This is a genomic window from Kushneria phyllosphaerae, assembly GCF_900312995.1.
In the GTDB taxonomy this organism is placed as follows: Bacteria; Pseudomonadota; Gammaproteobacteria; order Pseudomonadales; family Halomonadaceae; genus Kushneria; species Kushneria phyllosphaerae.
Window position 1 is genome coordinate 984,765 of record NZ_ONZI01000001.1, and the last position, 18,838, is coordinate 1,003,602.

Below are 18,838 nucleotides of genomic sequence, written 5' to 3' on the forward strand. Positions count from 1 at the left end.
ATTACCCACAACAAGAGAAATGCCATGACCCGAACCGCTGATACCTGGATCCTTGCGGCGCAGTGCCCCAGCATTTTGGGCACCGTGGATGTCGTCACGCGCTTTCTCAAGGAGCAGCGCTGCTACATCACGGAGCTCAGCTCTTTTGATGATCGATTGACCGAAGGCTTTTTCATCCGCGCCGAGTTTCGCCCGCTGGAAGATGACTTCAGCGCTGAGGCCTTTGAAAGAGATTTCGGTGAGCGTGCGGTCGAGTTCGACATGTCATTTGAACTGACGCCGCCCAACAAGCGCACCAAAGTCGTGATCATGGTCTCAAAGGCCGATCACTGTTTAAACGATCTGCTGTATCGCTACCGTACCCATCAGCTGCCGATGGAGATCTGTGCGGTCGTCTCCAACCATCCCGACCTCGAGCCGCTGGCCCAGTGGCACGGCCTGCCCTGGTATCACCTGCCGGTCACCCCGGAGACCCGCGAACAGCAGGAACAGCAGATTCTCGACATCATCGAGCGCACCGATGCCGAGCTGGTCATTCTGGCGCGCTACATGCAGGTCCTGTCAGCGCACATGTGTGACGTGCTGGCCGGAAGGGCCATCAATATCCACCATTCCCTGCTGCCCGGTTTCAAGGGGGCCAAACCCTACCATCAGGCCTACGAGAAGGGCGTCAAGCTGGTGGGCGCCACAGCGCACTACATCAACAATGACCTGGATGAAGGACCTATCATTGCTCAGGGTGTCGAGACAGTCGACCATGCCCACTATCCGGAAGATCTGGTCGCCAAGGGGCGTGACATCGAGTGTCTGACCCTGTCACGCGCGATTGGCTATCACCTCGAACGTCGCGTGTTTCTCTATTCGGGACGTACGGTCGTACTCGGCCACTGACGAATATGCGGTCCTGGGTCAGGACCGCGTCTTGATGAGGCTGTGGGGCTGCTTTGCAGGATTTTTCCAGACGCAGGCCCCGCTACCGACTATCCCTTTTGAGTCATTCCGTGTCAGCCTGGCAGGGCCACCCGCGCAATTTCGCTCGCTTTTCTTTCCATGCCTTCCCACCTATTTTGTGCATGATTCAACTTCAGGATGGCAAGAGCGATATAAGCGCTCAGCATTTGCCTGCCATTGCCGTTAAAACCTGAAGAGCGTTCAGAACATATTGTTCTAAAGGCGACGATGTTGCTGTCAAACGTCTTCTTCGGCGACTGATCATCCTTGTAGCAGGGCTGCCATGCAGATCAATAAAAAAGCCTCCTCTCTCTATACCAATCGCTGGGCGATTCTTAGTCTGATCGCTGGCGTAATGCTCAGTGTGGCGGCCAGCATCGCCACGGCCAACTTCAACCATCAGCAGGCTGAGCAAGCAGCCATCGCGGCTGCAGAAAAAACCGCTGATGCCGTGCTCAGCCGTCTAAAGCTTTACGAATATGGGTTGCGAGGGGCTCGTGGCGCGATTCAGAGCATGGGGGAAGGAGGCATTAGCCGTGAGCACTTCGATAGTTACAGCCGCACCCGTGATGTCGACAAGGAATTCCCTGGCGCGCGAGGGTTCGGCTTTATTCGCCGCGTTGCGCGTCAGGATGAAGCAAGTTTTCTCGCTCGTGCACGGGCCGATGGCTGGCCTGATTTTACGATCCGCGAGCTCGCCCCGCATGATGCAGAGCGTTATGTCATTGAGTACATCAGTGAGGTCGAACGCAATCGGGCAGCTGTTGGTCTGGATATCGCGTCTGAAGCCAATCGCAGGCAGGCCGCATTGTCTGCCATGCGCAGCGGAGAGGTACGGCTAAGTGGGCCCATTACGCTTGTGCAGGCGACGGGTTTGCCCCAGCAGTCCTTTTTGATTCTCATGCCGATCTACCGTGGCGGCGTCACGCCAGAGACGGTCGCAGCGCGCGAAGCGCAGGCGTTTGGCTGGAGCTACGCCCCCCTGATTACCGATGAAGTGCTCGATAGCCTGAACACGCGGGAAAGGGCCATCAGCCTGACGCTGAGTGACACCACCGACCCCACGGACCGCGTCGAGTTTTATCACTCGATCGATGAAGCGTCCCGGGAAGTCGTGTTTTCACACACGACGGAGCGCGATGTCTTTGGCCGTCACTGGCAGCTGCAGTTTGATGTGCATCCCTTGTTTGTTGACCAGTTGCGCCAGCTCTCGCCCTGGCTGGTGTTGAGTATCGGTCTCATGCTGACGGGGCTACTGTCGTGTCTGCTCGGCTTGCTGAATATCAGCCGAACACGGCAGGTGCAGGTTATCTCGGAGCAAAAAAAACTGGCCGCCATTGTCGAGAGTTCGGTCGACGGGATCATCGGCAAGGACCTTGATGGGACGGTAACCAGCTGGAACAAGGGCGCTGAGGTTCTGTTTGGTTTTAGTACCGAAGAGGCGATCGGACGACGCCTCGTTGATCTTATGGTTCCCGAAGACCAGCAGACCGAGGAAGCAGAGATACTGGCCACTATCTGCGATGGCCGCCCTGTTTCCGGCTTAAATACGCTGCGTCAGCACAAAAATCGGCAGCTGATTCCCGTTTCGATTACGGCATCGCCTATTCTGGACTCCAGCGGGAAGATTGTGGGTGTCTCAAAAACAGTGCGAGATATTTCTCAACAGGTTGAGGCAGAGAAAAGAATTCACGAGCTCAACAGCAACCTGGAAGCTCAGGTGGCGGATCGTACCGAAAGGCTCCACGGCCTCAATCAACTGCTGGGCAATGTCCTGCACTCGGCCTCCGAGGTTGCCATCATCGCCACGGACCGCGATGGCCTCATTCGCATTTTCAATACTGGCGCCGAGCGAATGCTGGGATATAACGCGGCGGACCTGGTCGATCGGGGCAACCTGATCGACTTTCATCTGCGTGAAGAGATTGCTATTCACTCGCGTGAATTGATGTCCGAGACAGGCCGGGTCATGGAGGGCTTGCAGGTCCTGGTGTACAAGGCTGAGCTCAACGATGCTGAAACCAGAGAGTGGACCTATGTCCGCAAGGATGGCTCGACTCTGCCGGTTTCCGTGGTGATCACGGCCATGCGGGATGAGCAGGGGATATGTACCGGTTATCTGGGCATCGCCATTGATCTGACCTCGCGCAAGGCCTCCGAAGCCGCCCTCGTACTGGCCCGGGATCAACTGTTGATGGCGGCCGAAGCGGCCGAGCTTGGTATCTGGTCATGGACGCCCGCCGATAACGCCTTGACCTGGAATGACCGCATGTTCGACATCTTCGCCTGGCCCCTCGAACTGCGCAGAGCCGGAGTGACCTATGAGCACTGGCGTTCTCGAGTGCACCCGGACGATATCGAGAGAGTCGAGAACATGCTGGAACGAACGATAACGCAAGGGGCCAGGTTTGATCCCGTCTTCCGCGTCGTGCGCCCCGATGGAAGTGAGTGCTTCGTACAGGCCGGCGCTCATATTGAGCGCGATGCCATGGGCGTCACGCTCAGGGTCACCGGCATCAACCGCGATATCACCGCTCAGCGCGAGCTGGAGTCACGTTTGCTGTATGCCAAGGAGCAGGCGGATGCCTCCAGCGCCGCCAAGTCCAATTTCCTTGCCAACATGAGCCACGAAATTCGTACGCCGATGAACGCCGTGCTGGGTATGCTGCACCTGGTACAGAACACGGAGTTGAGCACTCGCCAGCTGGATTATGTCAGCAAGGCAGAGATCGCGGCGAAATCGCTGCTGAGCTTGCTCAACGATATCCTCGACTATTCCAAGATTGAAGCCGGCAAGTTACTGCTGGATGAACATGCCTTTGAGCTGGAACCCCTGATGCGTGATCTGGCGGTGGTGCTGTCAGGCAATCAGGGTGACAAATCGGTCGAAGTCCTGTTCGACCTGGACCCACAACTGCCCTGTACATTGATCGGCGACAGCCAGCGTTTGCAGCAGGTGCTGATCAACCTGGCCGGCAATGCGCTCAAATTCACCCACACGGGTCAGGTGATTGTCCGAGTGAAAAAGCTGCAGCGCCGAGGCGAAGCGCTGCAGGTTCGCATTGAAGTGACCGATACCGGTATCGGGATCAGCCCCGACCAGCTGACACGCATTTTCGATAGTTTTACCCAGGCAGAGGCTTCCACTACCCGGCGTTTTGGTGGTACTGGATTGGGATTGGTGATTTCCAGACGGTTGATCAACCTGATGGGCAGCGAGTTGCAGGTCAGCAGCGAGATAGGGGTCGGTAGTCGATTCTGGTTTGACCTCGAGCTGGCTATGACTGAAATAACGCCCCTGCGTGTTTCATGCCCAGGCGCTGATCGCCCAATGCGTCTTCTGGTCGCAGACGACAATGAGGTCGCCGGCCTTCTTCAGGTACACATGGTACAGGCTTTGGGGTGGCAGGCCGATCTGGTGCACAACGGCCTGCAGGCGGTGGAGCGGGCACAACAGATGCAGCAGGCGGGCAAGAGCTACGATGTCATTTTGATGGATTGGAAAATGCCAACCATGGATGGCCTGAGCGCCGCGAGCCTGATTCGCCAGCAAAGCCCGGCACAACATTCGCCCATGATCATCATGATTACGGCCTATGGGCGCGAGGTGTTGAGCGATGCCCGTCAGGAGGGCGAGGTCCCTTTTGCGGGCTTTTTGAGCAAGCCGATAACGCCTTTACAGCTGGCGAGTACCATCCACGGACTATTGGATGAAAATCAGGCGCCTGAACCGTCAGTCGCCAGTCGGCGCGCGGCGCAGCCCCGGCGTCTGGCCGGGCTGCGTTTGCTGGTGGTGGAGGACAATATGCTCAATCGTCAGGTCGCCTTCGAGCTGTTACAGGGGGAGGGCGCTCAGGTCACTCTTGCCGAAGGGGGAATTGAAGGCGTACAGCAGGCCACCAGTAACGCGGAGGCGTTTGATGCGGTGCTGATGGATATTCAGATGCCCGATATCGATGGTCTGGAAGCTACCCGCCGGATCCGTCTGGATGCCGCAAGAGGGTCGGTAAAAATCATCGCCATGACGGCCAATGCTTCCAGTTCGGATGAAAAGGCCTGTCTGGCGGCGGGCATGAATGACCATCTGGGCAAGCCCATTGATCTGGAAAAAATGGTGGCCACATTGTTGCGCCATACCGGCCGGGCCAGTGTTGACCCCGTGGTGGTGCAGACGCCGGCAGCGTCGCAGGATTCGGTATTGGAGCCCATCGACGCGATCGATCGACGTTTCGGCGGTAACCGTGAACTGATTCGCAACGTGTTGAGCAGTTTTGCTCAGGACCAGAAAAAGCAGCTCGTGCTCCTGCAGGATCACATGGCGCAATATGACGCCACCGGTGCCGCCTTCGTGTTGCATGCCATCAAGGGCGGCAGTGCGAATATGGGCGCGCGGTCACTTTCGCAAATGGCCGGGGAGCTGGAGCATCGCCTGCGCCATGATGATGACGCCAGTGTGAAAGCGCTATTGGCCGATACTTCGTTGATTGAAGAGCTAACCAGCGTTTTGCGCACCAGTGTCGAAAGGTTGAAAGAAGCGTTTGATCTACCGCCCGGTCAACCCTCGCCTGCCGGTGCTGACTCGCTGCCCAGTGCGCAATGGAAAGAGGCAATGAAAATGATTCTGCAGCTGTTGAAAGACGGTAACATGCAGGCCATTGAGCAAAGCGAAGCATTGCAGACGAGAACCCCACAAGCGCTGAAGCCCGGATTTGATGCCTTTGTGGATCTGGTCAGGTCGCTGGACTTTGCGGCCTCCATACCGGCTGGTCAGAAGTTGCTGGATTCGGCATGAGGAATGATGAATGCCACATGATCTGAAAGGCTTTCAGGGAAAACCAAAGCTGTTGCTGGTGGATGACCAGCGCATCAATATCCTGACGCTACATGAGCTGTTTCGAGAAGAGTGCGACATCTTCATGGCCATGACCGGCGAGCAGGCTCTGGAGGCATGTCAGAAGTCCTTGCCTGATTTGATCCTGCTCGATGTGCACATGGAGGGGATGGATGGTCATGAAGTGTGTCGTCGTCTCAAAAAGGATCAGAAAACCCGTGATATCCCCATCATTTTCGTGACGGCTCAAGGCGCTGAAGAAGATGAGGTGCTCGGTCTGGAACTCGGCGCGGTAGATTTCATCGCCAAGCCGATCAATCCGGTCATTGTCAGGGCTCGGGTCCATACCCATCTGACGCTCAAATATCAGAGCGATATGCTGCGCTCAATCGCACTGTTTGATGGTCTGACAAATGTTGCCAACCGTCGCAGATTTGATGAAGAGCTGGAGCGGACCTGGAGGCGGAGCCTGCGCGAGAAGACCGAACTATCGATCATCATGATCGATATCGATTATTTCAAGCGCTATAACGATCACTACGGACATCTGCAGGGCGATACGTGCCTACAGGCCGTCGCCGGTGCGCTGCAAGTCGTGGTCAACCGCCCCTATGATTTACTGGCACGCTATGGCGGCGAGGAGTTTGTCTGCCTGTTACCCAATACTCACCTGAGGGGTGCCGTGGTGGTGGCCGAGCGCATGCAGGCTGGCATTCAGGCACTTCAACTCGAACACGCAGCCTCCGAGATCGGGCAGCGGGTGACCGTGTCGATAGGGGTCTCGACGATGATGGCCACCGCGATGGACAGACCGCAGATATTGCTGGAAACAGCAGACAGGCAGCTTTATCAGGCCAAGCAGGCCGGGCGCGCCGGCATTCGTTCCGACAGTTGATTCCTTCTGCGTCGTGAACCTTTTCGAGTCTTGTCGATGGCCAGCACGTTTGGCAGGCATGAGAGATACCATCAGCCATAAACCGTTATCAGAGGTTTTCGGGAGGCCAATCGCTATTCAATCTTCTCCATGGCATCAGCATCGCTTGAGCGGGGCTTGCCGTGGCGCTCTTCCTTCTGGGGTGGTGTGAACCAGCGAGGCCAGGAACTTTGATGGCGAGCGTCGGCATCCACGCACGGAATCAGGCGGTCCGTAAGTACATGGGTCTGTTGTGTGGTTCTGGCTGTTCTGTACTTGACGCTGTGAATGCATTCACGATCACCAAACTCACATCGGTTGAGTCGGGTGCCTCCGCAGGGGCCATTGGCAAGCCCCTTGGGGCAGGTCTCCGGGCAAACGTACAAGGTGTCTTCAAGACGGCAATTGCCGCAGGTATCACATCCAACTACGGGCCCTTTCAGGCGGCGCTCCAGTTGATGCAGCCAGCGAGCGCCGCGTGGAGTGCGCCAGACAGGGCGTCTGCAAAGCCAGCCAAATCCTCGGCTTATCGGATTTTTGCGACTGAACAGCAGGGTGTGGACGGCCGATAGCACGTGATAGCGATACTGTTCCCTGCTGGTGGCGTGCACACTTGATTGGCCCATGCGCCAGTCAGCGTGCTCCGGATGAAAAATGACGGTCGGCAGGCCGGGCATCTGCCAGCTGGCCTCCCAGGCAGCAGACCACTGTGCGAGTGTCTGTATCCCTTCCTGCTGAGCATGGATCACCTTTTCCAGCGCCTGCAGCTGCGCCGGCGTGTGGATACCTGACAGGTGAATGCCGGCATATCCCATCAGGCGAAGACCGATGACCTGCAATCCGAGTCGGAAAAGACTGCGTTCCCGGGCATGGGAACGTGAGATGGCCTCTTCTGCGGCCAGCAGATCGCGCATTGAAGGCGAGATGACCACACCGGGCACCTGCTCAAGAAAGGTAGCTGTTTTGAAGGTTAACGGCATGACGCAGGCCAGCAGCAAAACAGGCGTGGCTCGCTGCTGCATCCACTGAAATGCCTCCCGATGCTTTTGCATGTCAAAACCCAGCTGCAGGGTGAGAAAGTCGGCCCCGGCTGCGAGCTTTTTCTCGGCCTTGAAGTATTGCGCGCCGCTTTCTTCCTCGTGGTACTTGAAGGGGTTGAGCGCAGCACCGAGCAGCCAGTTCGGCCTGGCCTGCCGGACAATCTGCAGGGCGGGCACCGATTCCAGATAGCGTACCGGCTGACCGGGCTCATGACCGGGAAGGCGATCGCCACTGAGCAGCAGAAGCTGGTCCAGGCCGGCGGCATCCATCTGTTCCAGCTGTTTCAGCAGGTCATGGCGCTCCCGAGCCTTGCCCGAGAAGTGAAGCAGTGTCGGCAGGGAATGCGCCAGCCTTGAGTATGCCGCCAGTGGCGAGAGATCCTGGCTGCTGCTGACTCGATCCGCGACTGCGGCGACCATTGGCCAGCCGCACAGCTGCGCACGCTGCATCATTGACTCGAAGACAGCGCAGCGCTCACCGGAAAGCCCGGGAACGAATTCGACAACGCAGATAAAGCGTTGCTGACACAGTGCTTCTCTCAACATGCCTGGCCTCTCCCGGTCTGCGCAGCTTCACTCGACAGGTTTATCCCTTTTCAGCGCCAGAGCTGCTCGCGTCAGGACATGACGCCACTTGATCATGAGAAAAATTTGTAACCATCATGAGCACATTCAGTTTGTTTCATGATCAAGGGCCGTCGACAATGTCTTTATCAAACAGTTAACCAGGCGCTGTCCACCATATCAGAGCAGTCCTGACGGCTCGGCAGTTGAGTCCACGCGCTGCTGAGTCAAAAGAGCGGTTTTGAGGCGGTATCTGGTTGGCAGGCAAGGGGCAGCGGACATCAGGGTGGCAGGACGCAATGAGCGAAACGTTTGCATTTACCATCAAAAGCACGGGGCTCGATGAAGATTATCGACCGTCGGACAACACTCGCATTACCACCAATTTTGCCAATCTGGCCAGGGGCGAAAAGCGTCAGGAGAACCTGCGCAATACCCTGAAAATGATCAATGGTCGTTTTAACACACTGGCGCATTGGGACAATCCCGAGGGCGACCGTTATCGCGTTGAGCTCGACATTATTTCCGTTGAAATGGCGATGGATGCTGCCCGCCCCGACAATGCGCTGCCGCTGATCGAGATCCTGAAGACCCGGATTATTGATTTGAATACCGATACCTCTATTGAGGGGATCGCGGGTAATAATTTCTCTTCCTACGTGCGCGATTACGATTTCAGCGTCCGACTGCTGGAACATAACAGGGGCCAGCCGGGTTTCAGCGTTCCGGAGGATTTCGGGGCGTTACACGGCAACCTGTTCAAACGCTTCGTCAACTCAAGCGTCTACAGGGCACATTTCAATAAACCGCCCGTGATCTGCATTAGCGTGTCGAGCAGCAAAACCTATCATCGCACTGACAATTACCATCCCGTGCTGGGCATTGAATACCGGCAGGACGAGTACTCCCTGACCGATGAGTATTTCAAGAAGATGGGTTTAAAGGTTCGCTACTTCATGCCAACGGGGAGCGTCGCGCCGCTGGCGTTTTATTTCTTTGGTGACCTGCTCAATGATTACACCAATCTTGAGCTTATCGGCACCATCAGCACGATGGATACCTTTCAAAGGATTTATCGCCCCGAAATTTATAATGCCAATTTTGCAGCAGGAAAATCCTGGCGGCCCAGCCTGGAACATCAGGATTATTCATTGACGCGAATTGTTTACGACCGAGAAGAGCGCAGTCGCCTAGGCATTGAGCAGGGCAGGTTTGTTGAAGAGCATTTTATTAAACCCTACCAGGCGCAACTTGAGCAGTGGTTCGCCCCCAGCGCTCATTGATCATTTCGACAATAAGGTCATCCATCATGAAAAGGTTGTTACCCACGTCAACGGCCGGCAGTTTGCCCAAACCTTCCTGGCTTGCGCAGCCGGAAGTGCTCTGGTCTCCTTGGAAATTGCAGGGGCAGGCGTTGATCGATGGCAAGCAGGATGCGCTGCGTTTGTCGCTGCACGAACAGCAGCGCGCCGGTATCGATATCGTCAGCGATGGTGAGCAATCACGTCAGCACTTTGTCACGACATTCATCGAGCACCTTGACGGCGTCGATTTTGAAAAGCGCGAGACGGTTAAAATTCGTGATCGCTATGAGGCAAGCGTACCCACGGTCGTGGGTGCGGTGGCTCGTCAGAAGCCGGTATTTGTCGATGATGCCAGATTTCTGCGTCAGCAGACCGATCAACCCATCAAGTGGGCTCTGCCGGGGCCCATGACCATGATCGATACGCTGTACGACAATCACTATAAAAGCCGCGAAAAACTGGCCTGGGAATTTGCTGCCATTCTCAACCAGGAGGCCCGGGAGCTGGAGGCGGCCGGCGTTGATATCATCCAGTTTGATGAGCCTGCCTTTAACGTTTTCTTCGATGAAGTGAACGATTGGGGAATTGCCACCCTGGAAAGGGCCATTGAGGGGCTCAAGTGTGAAACGGCCGTACACATTTGCTATGGCTATGGCATCAAGGCCAATACGGACTGGAAAAAGACGCTGGGCAGCGAGTGGCGCCAATACGAGGAGATTTTCCCCAGACTGCAGAAGTCCAGCATCGATCTCGTCTCGCTGGAGTGTCACAACTCTCATGTCCCCATGGATCTGATCGAGCTCATTCGGGGCAAAAAGGTAATGGTGGGCGCCATCGATGTAGCGACCCACACCGTTGAGACGCCAGAAGAGGTGGCCAATACTTTGAGAAAGGCACTTCAGTTCTTGGATGCTGACAAACTCTATCCCTGCACCAACTGCGGCATGACGCCCCTGTCACGTGATGTGGCAAGAGGAAAACTGAATGCCCTGAGTGCCGGTGCCGACATCATCCGCCGGGAGCTCTCTTCCTGATATCCAGCCTGGAAAGCAGCGGGCATGGATATCTGAGGATGCGCTGGCGGGGCAGGGCATGGCCGCCACTTTCGACGCTTGTCACGTCAGTCTGGCCACGGGCAGCTCTTCCCAGCGCGTGGTCCATCGATTCGAGCGATAGCTACAGCGCAGCTGCCAATCGGCCTGCTGACGCTGCACCCCGACCGTCACCGTATTGCGTCCAAACCGTGTATTGAGCTGACCCCCGCACTTCTGATAAAAAATGCGTCGCGGTTTCCACAGCCGCGCCAGCGCACTTTGGGCCGTGGCCACGATTCGAAGGTGTTGTCGGTAGGACGCGGCAATGGCAGCACAACCCGATCATGATCCTGCGTGAGATGTCGCATGTGAGGATTGGTGCGAAGCATCACCATTACGGCACCCGCCAGGCTTCGCTGTGCTCTCAGTCGCTGTGCACCGCATGAGGCGTGCGCACGCAAGGCCTCTTCGAGGTCGTAACGACTGGCCGTCACCTTGCCAAACGAGCGGCTGGTCATGATCATTTTTCGGCTGTCAGGCGACTCGTTCATGTCGATGCAGCTGACACCGCAGAGCTCGCGAACGGTGCGCTCGAGTACCACTGAGAACTGCTGTCGAATCCATTGAGGATTGGCCCGGGCCAGTGCCAGTGCCGTATCAATCCCGCTCGAATGCAGCCGCGCTGCCACGCGCCCGCCAACGCCCCAGACATCGGCGATTGGCGTACGTGCCAGCAGCGCATGCGTATCAGGGCTGTCGGCAGCATTCAGTGTGAAAACGCCTCCGGTGGCCGGGTGCTTTTTGGCGTGACGATTGGCAAGCTTGGCTACGTCGCTTATGCCGTTCTACGACCAAACGATGAGTTGGCTCATGCCCCGGAGTCACGGCAAAAGGTTTCGCAGGTTCGGCATCCAGGCCCATGACGATGGGCAATGGCAGGGCAATCGGGTCACTTGTCGGGCACGTCTTCCAGTTCACGTCGCCAGCGCTGCAGGGTGCGGCGTTGCCGGCGTGTCTTGAACTGCTCGGTACGGGCATCGTCCGGTATCAGCAGGACGCGGCCATCGTCGGCTTTTTGAATGTGGAATGTTCGACGGGCACCAATCTGATGGCGTTCTGCGCCAAAATTGGCAATCAGGCTGATCTCGATCGACACCAGTTCATCGTCACCGGCAATGTCGTGATTTTCATCAAACTCGATACCCCTGGCAAACCCGGCCTGTCGAATCATGTTGCCGAAGGTGCCCGCCTCCATGTAATCCCCCGAGACCATGGGTCCCTGACGGGTGAATTCACGAAGGCTGATGTCTCTACCCTTGTCATGGCCGTCGAGGCTGACCGGCTGGCCCGAGTCATCGACGATATCAGTGACATTGCAGAGCCACTGTGTTTTTGAAGTGGTGATGCGCGCCATGACAAGATCGATAAAGACGCTTTGCTTGCTCATGTTGCTGAACAAACACACCGAGTTGATATCCCGCCCCTTGCCTCGATTGATGATGATCTGGGGACGGCGCTGCATCCGAAAGTTGTGCAGCAACATCTGTAGATAGGCCGCCCAGATGATCAGCATTCCTACGCTGGTAATCCCGCTGAACGTGGACGCATTTTCGGTAATCCACTGCCACAGGCTATCCAGCGAGGAAAACATTTAAAACACTCTTTGGGTTATGGGGTACGTGATTCAGAGTTGGCAGGTCATGAGGCGAGTCGCAGACTGACCGGCAGTTTGCCGCTGATATGAAGATAACGATTGTCGAAATCGGCAAATCCTGCGAGTTGTCGCCAGTCAAGGATGGTCAGTGTCTTGCGATAAAGCGAGACCATTTGCTTGTGTCTCAAAAGCTGCAGGGAGCGGTTAAGGTGGACCGGGGAAAGTCCCAGGGCTTCACTCAGAGCGACCTGGGTCAGCGGAAAATACATGCTGCTGTCATCTGTCCTGCCAATGATGGCATAGCGGGTAAACAGCTCACAAAGCAGATGGGCCAGGCGCATGGCGGCCGGTCGGCGAGTGACGTTCAAAAGCCACTCTCCCATCATGGAAGTATCCACGACCGAGGACCAGGCAAGCCCATTGGCAAGACCTGAATCAGGCGTCAGGCGTGAAAGAAACTTCTGGCGGTCCAGTCGGGTCAGGCGGATATCCGACAGCGCTCTGACACTGTAGCCCGGGCGGTAGTGAACGGAAGAAAGATCTTCACACTGGTCGCCGGGTAAAATCAGGGAAATGATCTGATCGGTGCCGTCATGGGCGGTCTTGAAACGACAGGCCCAGCCATCGGTAACAATGCTGATCTTGTCCGGTTTTTCATCGGCGCCTGTCAACCTCTGGCCTCTTGCAAAACGGTGTTTACTGTCAACACAGTCCTGAATGGCGGTCTTTTCTTCAGGGGTCAAACAGGAGTAGAAATTCATTTTGTTGATAAATGAATACATGCACGTTCCCTCGTCGCATCCTCCGACTGAATGGGCCTGAAATATCTTGGAGGGAGAGTGGGTCGACCTCTTTTAATGGCGCCTGCTTCGAGCGCCTCTCATTATCCTGCTTAATATATCCCGTGAGAGCAGGTTAAAATAAATAACCCAGATTAATAGAGGTCTATAAAAAAGGCTCTCATGTAGCATTAAGGGTCTTTGTTGTAACATTTAATTAATGGACGCTGTTTGCTTTTGAAGGTTTTGACTTTTATTCGCTACTCATCCGAATTACTGCCCATTAACAGGGCGTTTTTATGGCCGTTCTGGCCTGCAGGACTGCCATGATTGCTTCAGGTAGATCATCAGGATGGACAAGTAATAGTGAACTGACGAAAGGCTTCTGTTCGCTTCGAGAACATGTTGAGATGATGACCCTCTCTGGAGTGCTGCCATGATCGATCCTCTGCTTGAAAAGCTTAAGCACTATACGGATCTGGAAAAACACGAAATCAGGATGCTGCGCGCAGCGCCCACGCAGGAAAAACGCCTTGAAAAGGGCGACTACATCATCAAGGAGGGCGAAAATCCTCCCGCTGTCCATCTGATCATTGATGGCTGGGCATGTCGCTGCAAGATGCTTTCTGATGGACGTGAACAGGTCATGGGGTATTTGATCAAGGGAGATCTCTGCGATCTTCATGTCACCCTGCTGTCCCGAATGGATCACTCGATACGCGCCATGACGACCACGACCGTTGGCATGGTGCCTGAAGAAAGTATTAATCGAATTATCGAGGATTTCCCCCGTCTTGCCCGAGCCCTGTTCTGGTCTTTAATGGTGGATGAGGCCATTGCTAGGCACTGGATCCTCAACGTTGGCCTGCGCAGCGCTGAAGCGCGTGTTGCTCATCTTTTTTGTGAGCTGCTTGTGCGCTTTCAGGTGGCCGGTCTCATAAAGGGAAACACGCTGGAGATGCCAATGACTCAGGCCAATCTTGGCGAGGCACTGAGTCTGACGCCGGTCCATATCAATCGGGTGTTACAGCGATTGCGTCAAAAGGGGCTTATTATCCTTGCACGCAAGGAGCTGACTGTCGTTGACCCTGAAGGTCTAAAGGAGGTAGCCGAATTTGACGCCGTTTATCTGCATCTGGATAAAAGGCTGGTAAACCATAAGGGCGAATTGATCAATAAAAAATAAAAGCGAATCCTTTCGCCATGAATCAATAGTGTCTTCCCTGACCGGAGTAATTCCCTTTACTCAAATAGTTCTATCTTTCCTGATAGAGCTCACCAGTGTGATGATTTACCAAACTGATTAACATAACTTGAATCAAATTGCCCCAATGAGATTGTGTTGAATGCATTAGGGTTCATGAGAAGGTTGGATATCATGAATTTCAAAGCATTAATTGCGTTTAGCCATGGCTAAACGTACCGATGGAACATGAAAACGGCGCCTTTCAGGCGCCGTTTTTCGTGACAGATATCTTTCATGCTGGTCATGATCAGGCGCGCTGGGCCTTCCAGCTTCTAATGCCCAATACTGCCAGCGTGACCGTGGTCAGAGGCAGCGCATAGAACAACAAAGCGTCGCCCAGCAGGGTGGCGCTGTCCTGTTCGGTCGAGTAAAGCACCAGATAGGTTGTGTAGGCGATGTAGTAGGCAAAAAACAAAAGCCCTTCCCAGCGATCGATCCGGTAGCCAGTAAAGAAAATGGGCAGGCAGGCAATCGACACGGCAATCATCACCGGGAAGTCAAAGACCAGCGCGTTGTCGGGTACCGGGATGCCCTGAGGGGCGACCAGCGCGGCCAGGCCCAGCACGCACAGCAGATTGAACAGACAACTGCCGACGATATTGCCGACAGCGATATCGCGCTCGCCCCTTACGGCCGCCATGATCGAGGTGGCAAGCTCCGGTAGGGAGGTGCCAATGGCCACCACGGTCAGCCCGATGACCAGATCCGATAGCCCCAGCGCGCGGGCCAGGGTTGTGGCGCCTTCCACCAGAAAGTGAGAGCCGCCTACCAGCAGCGCCAGCCCGACGGCAATCATGGCGACATGAATCATCCAGGCCATCGGCGCCTTCGATGCTTCAGGTTCTCCGTCGGGATTGTCCAGGACTGCGGCCTGTGCCTCTTTTTTGCTTTCGCGCAGTGAGCTGATCACCATGAACAGCGTATAGGCCACGATACAGGCAAAAAGCAGCGCGCCATCAAGCCGGCTCAATACCCCGTTGGCACCCAGTGCCCAGACCAGCAGCCCGGCGGCAATCAACAGCGGGACATCAAGTCGAATCAGTTGGCGCGAGACAATAAGCGGGGCCACCAGCGCCGTAAGTCCGAGAATCAGCAGCACGTTGGCAATGTTGCTGCCGACCACGTTACCCAGCGCCAGATCCCCGCTCCCGCTGAAGGCAGACTGCACACTGACCGCTGTTTCCGGCGCGCTGGTGCCAAAGGCCACTACCGTCAGACCGATGACCAGCGAGGGGATGCCGAACAGGGCGGCCAGTTTTGAGGCGCCACGCACCAGCACTTCGGCGCCACCCATCAAAAGCACCAGGCCTGCGGCCAGATACACGAAGGTCATCAGTGTCATTACGAGGCATCTCTTTTCAAGGTGTCGTCAAACCGCGGTCTTTCGGCCATGTGCGGATTGGATATGCTCAGGATAGTAGCCATTGCTGCTACCGACTGCCTTGATGGCGAGCTGAAGCTTGCACGCAGGAGAGGGTTAAATCAGGCTTTTGAAAAAATCGGCAGGAGGATCAGCATCTGGTGAAAGGCGACAGAATGATCTGCCGTCTCGAAGCCCTGGCATGGGCTACAGACTGTTAATGTTGATCTCCTGTCGCCATTGATCAAGCGCTCGGCGCTGGCGCCAGGAATAGAGCTGATGGGTGTTATTGCTTTCCGGAACAATCAGCCATTGGCGGCGGTCGTCGCGCGCAAGATTGAATCGACGGCGAGCCCCGATCGGGCGCTTTTCCGTCGCCTGAATGATAATCAGGTTGATCTCGATGGCCTTGAGCGTCTCGTCGCTACCCCTGACGGTGTAGTCACTATCGAGCGTCAGGCCATGCTGCTGCGCGGCATGAGAAATAATGCGATCAAAGTTGCTCGCCTTCATGTATTGCATCGAGTTGAGCGGGCCCATCCGGGTGACCAGCTCGCCTTCCTCTTCACCCCCGCCCTTGTCGGTGTCGCCTTTGTCGGTCCTGTCCTCTTCGGAGGAGGACGGCTGCTGGCGGGTATCTTCATCCGCGAGTTCGGTGATGTCACAGGTCAGCGTCTGCTGATCGGTTTCAAGACGGGCAATGATGGACTCTACAAACACGACGCCATGCCCCATGTTGCTGATCATGCAGGGGCTGTCGAGCCGTCGGGCCTTGCCGTGCTTGATCAGGATGGAAGGCCGCCGCAGCGCACGAGCGTCGCTGACGGCCACCTGCATGGCAATGCCCCATATGAGTACGTGGCCAATACTGGCCAGACCGCCGACCACGATCGCATTGTCGGTAATCCAGGCCCACAGGGGGTGTAGCTGGCTGAGCATGCCGCCCTCTCTATAGGCATGGAAGATATCTGAAACATCATGGTAGCAGAGCGCAGGCGCCGGCCCTTCATCGAAACGACGGCTTGATCTGCTGTCGCTTTATGGGTCGTCTTTGCGGGAAGAAAGGTAATGGGTGAGATCGAATTCGATAGAAATAACTTATGGAATCAATTTTGATAAGAAATTTAACGTCGACTAACCTTTGTTATGTCTTCAGTCTGGTTTCAGTTATGGGCTCTGCAAGCGTCATGGCGCATCGACAGGCCATCTCCCGGCACCAGTGATGACATCTTTCCAAACGCAATGGAGTGCTCGACATGTCATCTGGCGTACAACTTTCCTTTACGATCGGCTGGATCGCGATGCTGCTGGGCGGGGTGCTGTTCTGGCTGGCCAGTCGCCGACTGCCGCAGGTTGAAAAGCGTCATGGTGTGGCAGCCATGACCATCGTGTTCGTGGCCTTTGCCAACTATCTTGCCATGGCGCTGGGTCAGGGCGATCTCTTCTTTAACGGGCGCACGGTCTACTTTGCCCGTTACACCGACTGGGTCATCACGACCCCCATCCTGCTGACAAGCCTTGCCATGTTCGCCGGGAACACGCTCGGGCGCATTGCCACGCTGCTGGCGGCGCTGATCGCGGCCGACGTTTACATGATCGTGACCGGTCTGGTGGGTAATCTTTCTGTAGCACCCTACAACTACTACTGGTGGGTGATCAGCATGGTGGCCTTTTTCGTCGTGCTGGGACTGATCTGGGGGCCGCTGCGTCGCCGTGCCAGCGAGGATGGCCAGATAGCACCCTATTCGAAGCTGGCCGGCATGCTGACCGCACTCTGGGTGTGCTATCCCATCGTCTGGCTGGTGGGGAGTTCCGGCGCCGGGATGATCTCCGTTGATATTGAAAGCTGGCTCTATCTGGTGCTGGACGTGACGGCCAAGGTCGGCTTTGGCGCGGTTGCCCTCAACGCTGCCCGCCAGGGACAGTCACGAGCACACTGATGTCATGACCGGGCCGCTGTCATGCGGCCCGGTCGGCCATCTCGACGGCACTTCCTAAAGGCACAGGGTCATGACATCGATCAACGCGCTACGCAAGGGCACCGGGACCATTCGAGGTCGGCTGCTCTGGCTGATGGCCGGTGCCATCGTGATGGCCCTGCTGTCACAGCAGGGCGCCTCGGCCAATGTGATATCGCTTACGGTATTAACGGTGGGGGTAGCGCTTCTGGGACTGCCTCACGGCGCCTTCGATCACCTGACCGGTGCGCGGCTTATTCGTTACTACCTGCCCGATACGCCCTATCCCAGGGCCCTGCTGGGGCTTTTCATGCTGGGCTATCTGCTGCTGTCCATCATGCTGCTCGAGTGCTGGTATCACTGGTCGGCGCTGGCCCTGATCCTGTTTCTGGTGCTTTCGGCGGCCCATTTCGGCACTGACTGGCGCGGCAGGCAGTGTTTGATCCATCGACTGTGCTGGGGCGTGCTGGTGATCGGGTTGCCGTTTGTCTGGCGTTCCGATGACGTTACCGACATTGTTCGAGCACTGGCTGTCCCTGATCCCTCTCCCTTTATCGAAGCCGCGCGCCCGCTGGTGGCGCTGGCACTGAGTATCGTGCTGGTCGGCGTTCGTCGTGAGGGCACCATGTTTCTGCTGGCGATCGGTCTGTTGCTGCTGGGCGCCATCACACTCAATCCCCTGATCTATTTTGTCTGCTACTTCTGTTGTTTTCACAGCCCGCTGCATCTCGGGGCCATTCGCCATGAACATGGCCTGACCGGGCGCCGCCAGATGCTTGCCGTGGCGGCGCCGGTGGTGCTGATGACCTGGGTGGGCGCCGGCGCCGGCTATCTCTGGATGAGCCATGATCATGTTACCGGGGCGCTGATCAAGACGGTCTTTATCGGGCTTGCCTGTCTGACCGTGCCGCACATGCTGGTGGAGTGGCTGGGCGAGCGTATTGCTCACGCCCCCGTGAAGGCCGCCCACGACTGATACGGTCTTTCATCCGCCTGTCGTGACAGACATGAGACCGCGATCCGATACACCACCGTCTGTCATACCCCTGTAAACTGCGTCGCCACGCAATCAACGGCTTCAGGTGGTCATCGACGTGGATGTTGTCTCTTCCTGACTGCGCACGACCTTGGCGCTGGCACTTTGTCAGCTGTCGCTCGTCTGGCTGATCGCACTTCGCTATCTCCCTTTCATGGAAATGTCCCA

The 18,838-nt window shown here is 56.3% G+C and carries 14 protein-coding genes and 1 pseudogene; 8 read left to right on the forward strand and 7 right to left on the reverse strand.

Features of this window, described 5'->3' with window-relative positions; all coding sequences use genetic code 11:
- Nucleotides 1-24: 24 nt before the first annotated feature.
- The 3 genes from purU (at nt 25) to KSP9073_RS04345 (ending at nt 6,677) form a co-directional block, all read left to right on the forward strand.
- Entirely contained in the window at nt 25-891 is an 867-nt protein-coding gene (gene purU, locus KSP9073_RS04335; RefSeq protein ID WP_108841678.1) for a formyltetrahydrofolate deformylase, read from the forward strand.
- A gap of 343 nt (nt 892-1,234) precedes the next feature.
- A complete protein-coding gene (locus tag KSP9073_RS04340) occupies nt 1,235-5,743 on the forward strand; it encodes a PAS domain-containing hybrid sensor histidine kinase/response regulator (protein WP_108841679.1) in 4,509 nt (1,502 codons plus the stop codon).
- 10 nt (nt 5,744-5,753) lie between these two features.
- Nucleotides 5,754-6,677, forward strand: coding sequence for a diguanylate cyclase domain-containing protein (locus tag KSP9073_RS04345; RefSeq protein WP_108841680.1), 924 nt, complete (start codon nt 5,754-5,756; stop codon nt 6,675-6,677).
- A gap of 113 nt (nt 6,678-6,790) precedes the next feature.
- Here KSP9073_RS04345 and KSP9073_RS04350 read toward each other — a convergent pair whose 3' ends face one another.
- Nucleotides 6,791-8,281 (reverse strand): methylenetetrahydrofolate reductase C-terminal domain-containing protein, encoded by a 1,491-nt coding sequence (locus KSP9073_RS04350; protein ID WP_108841681.1) that lies wholly within the window; start codon nt 8,279-8,281, stop codon nt 6,791-6,793.
- A 317-nt stretch (nt 8,282-8,598) separates the two neighbouring features.
- On the opposite strand from KSP9073_RS04350, the gene KSP9073_RS04355 reads away from it, so the two are divergent.
- Together KSP9073_RS04355 and KSP9073_RS04360 are read left to right on the forward strand one after the other, a co-directional pair.
- Nucleotides 8,599-9,582 carry a DUF1852 domain-containing protein gene (locus KSP9073_RS04355; RefSeq protein WP_108841682.1) on the forward strand — a complete coding sequence of 328 codons (984 nt, stop codon included), beginning with the start codon at nt 8,599-8,601 and terminating at the stop codon, nt 9,580-9,582.
- A 26-nt stretch (nt 9,583-9,608) separates the two neighbouring features.
- The gene (locus KSP9073_RS04360; protein ID WP_108841683.1) at nt 9,609-10,637 is read left to right on the forward strand and encodes a methionine synthase; all 1,029 of its coding nucleotides are present in this window, start codon (nt 9,609-9,611) and stop codon (nt 10,635-10,637) included.
- Between the two features lie 81 nt (nt 10,638-10,718).
- On the opposite strand, the gene KSP9073_RS17760 is transcribed toward KSP9073_RS04360, so the two are convergent.
- The 4 genes and pseudogenes from KSP9073_RS17760 to KSP9073_RS04380 all read right to left on the reverse strand — a co-directional run bounded on the left by KSP9073_RS17760 (nt 10,719) and on the right by KSP9073_RS04380 (nt 13,073).
- Nucleotides 10,719-10,931, reverse strand: a complete 213-nt coding sequence (locus KSP9073_RS17760; protein WP_243409107.1) for a DUF4113 domain-containing protein — start codon at nt 10,929-10,931, stop codon at nt 10,719-10,721.
- Between the two features lie 14 nt (nt 10,932-10,945).
- Nucleotides 10,946-11,476: pseudogene (locus KSP9073_RS17925) on the reverse strand (DinB/UmuC family translesion DNA polymerase); the annotation flags it as partial.
- 110 nt (nt 11,477-11,586) lie between these two features.
- Nucleotides 11,587-12,288 carry a hypothetical protein gene (locus KSP9073_RS04375; protein ID WP_108841686.1) on the reverse strand — a complete coding sequence of 234 codons (702 nt, stop codon included), beginning with the start codon at nt 12,286-12,288 and terminating at the stop codon, nt 11,587-11,589.
- Between the two features lie 47 nt (nt 12,289-12,335).
- A complete protein-coding gene (locus KSP9073_RS04380; protein ID WP_108841687.1) occupies nt 12,336-13,073 on the reverse strand; it encodes a Crp/Fnr family transcriptional regulator in 738 nt (245 codons plus the stop codon).
- Nucleotides 13,074-13,506: 433 nt separating this feature from the next.
- Here KSP9073_RS04380 and KSP9073_RS04385 point away from each other — a divergent pair, with 433 nt between their 5' ends.
- Complete coding sequence (locus KSP9073_RS04385; RefSeq protein WP_243409108.1) at nt 13,507-14,256, forward strand: Crp/Fnr family transcriptional regulator; 750 nt, start codon at nt 13,507-13,509, stop codon at nt 14,254-14,256.
- 307 nt (nt 14,257-14,563) lie between these two features.
- Here KSP9073_RS04385 and KSP9073_RS04390 read toward each other — a convergent pair whose 3' ends face one another.
- Entirely contained in the window at nt 14,564-15,658 is a 1,095-nt protein-coding gene (locus KSP9073_RS04390; protein WP_108841688.1) for a calcium/sodium antiporter, read from the reverse strand.
- A gap of 225 nt (nt 15,659-15,883) precedes the next feature.
- Nucleotides 15,884-16,615 carry a hypothetical protein gene (locus KSP9073_RS04395; RefSeq protein WP_108841689.1) on the reverse strand — a complete coding sequence of 244 codons (732 nt, stop codon included), beginning with the start codon at nt 16,613-16,615 and terminating at the stop codon, nt 15,884-15,886.
- 317 nt (nt 16,616-16,932) lie between these two features.
- On the opposite strand from KSP9073_RS04395, the gene KSP9073_RS04400 reads away from it, so the two are divergent.
- Nucleotides 16,933-17,616: a bacteriorhodopsin gene (locus KSP9073_RS04400; RefSeq protein ID WP_108841690.1), complete on the forward strand. Its 684-nt coding sequence runs from the start codon at nt 16,933-16,935 to the stop codon at nt 17,614-17,616.
- 70 nt (nt 17,617-17,686) lie between these two features.
- Entirely contained in the window at nt 17,687-18,610 is a 924-nt protein-coding gene (locus KSP9073_RS04405; RefSeq protein WP_108841691.1) for a Brp/Blh family beta-carotene 15,15'-dioxygenase, read from the forward strand.
- Nucleotides 18,611-18,838: the final 228 nt, after the last annotated feature.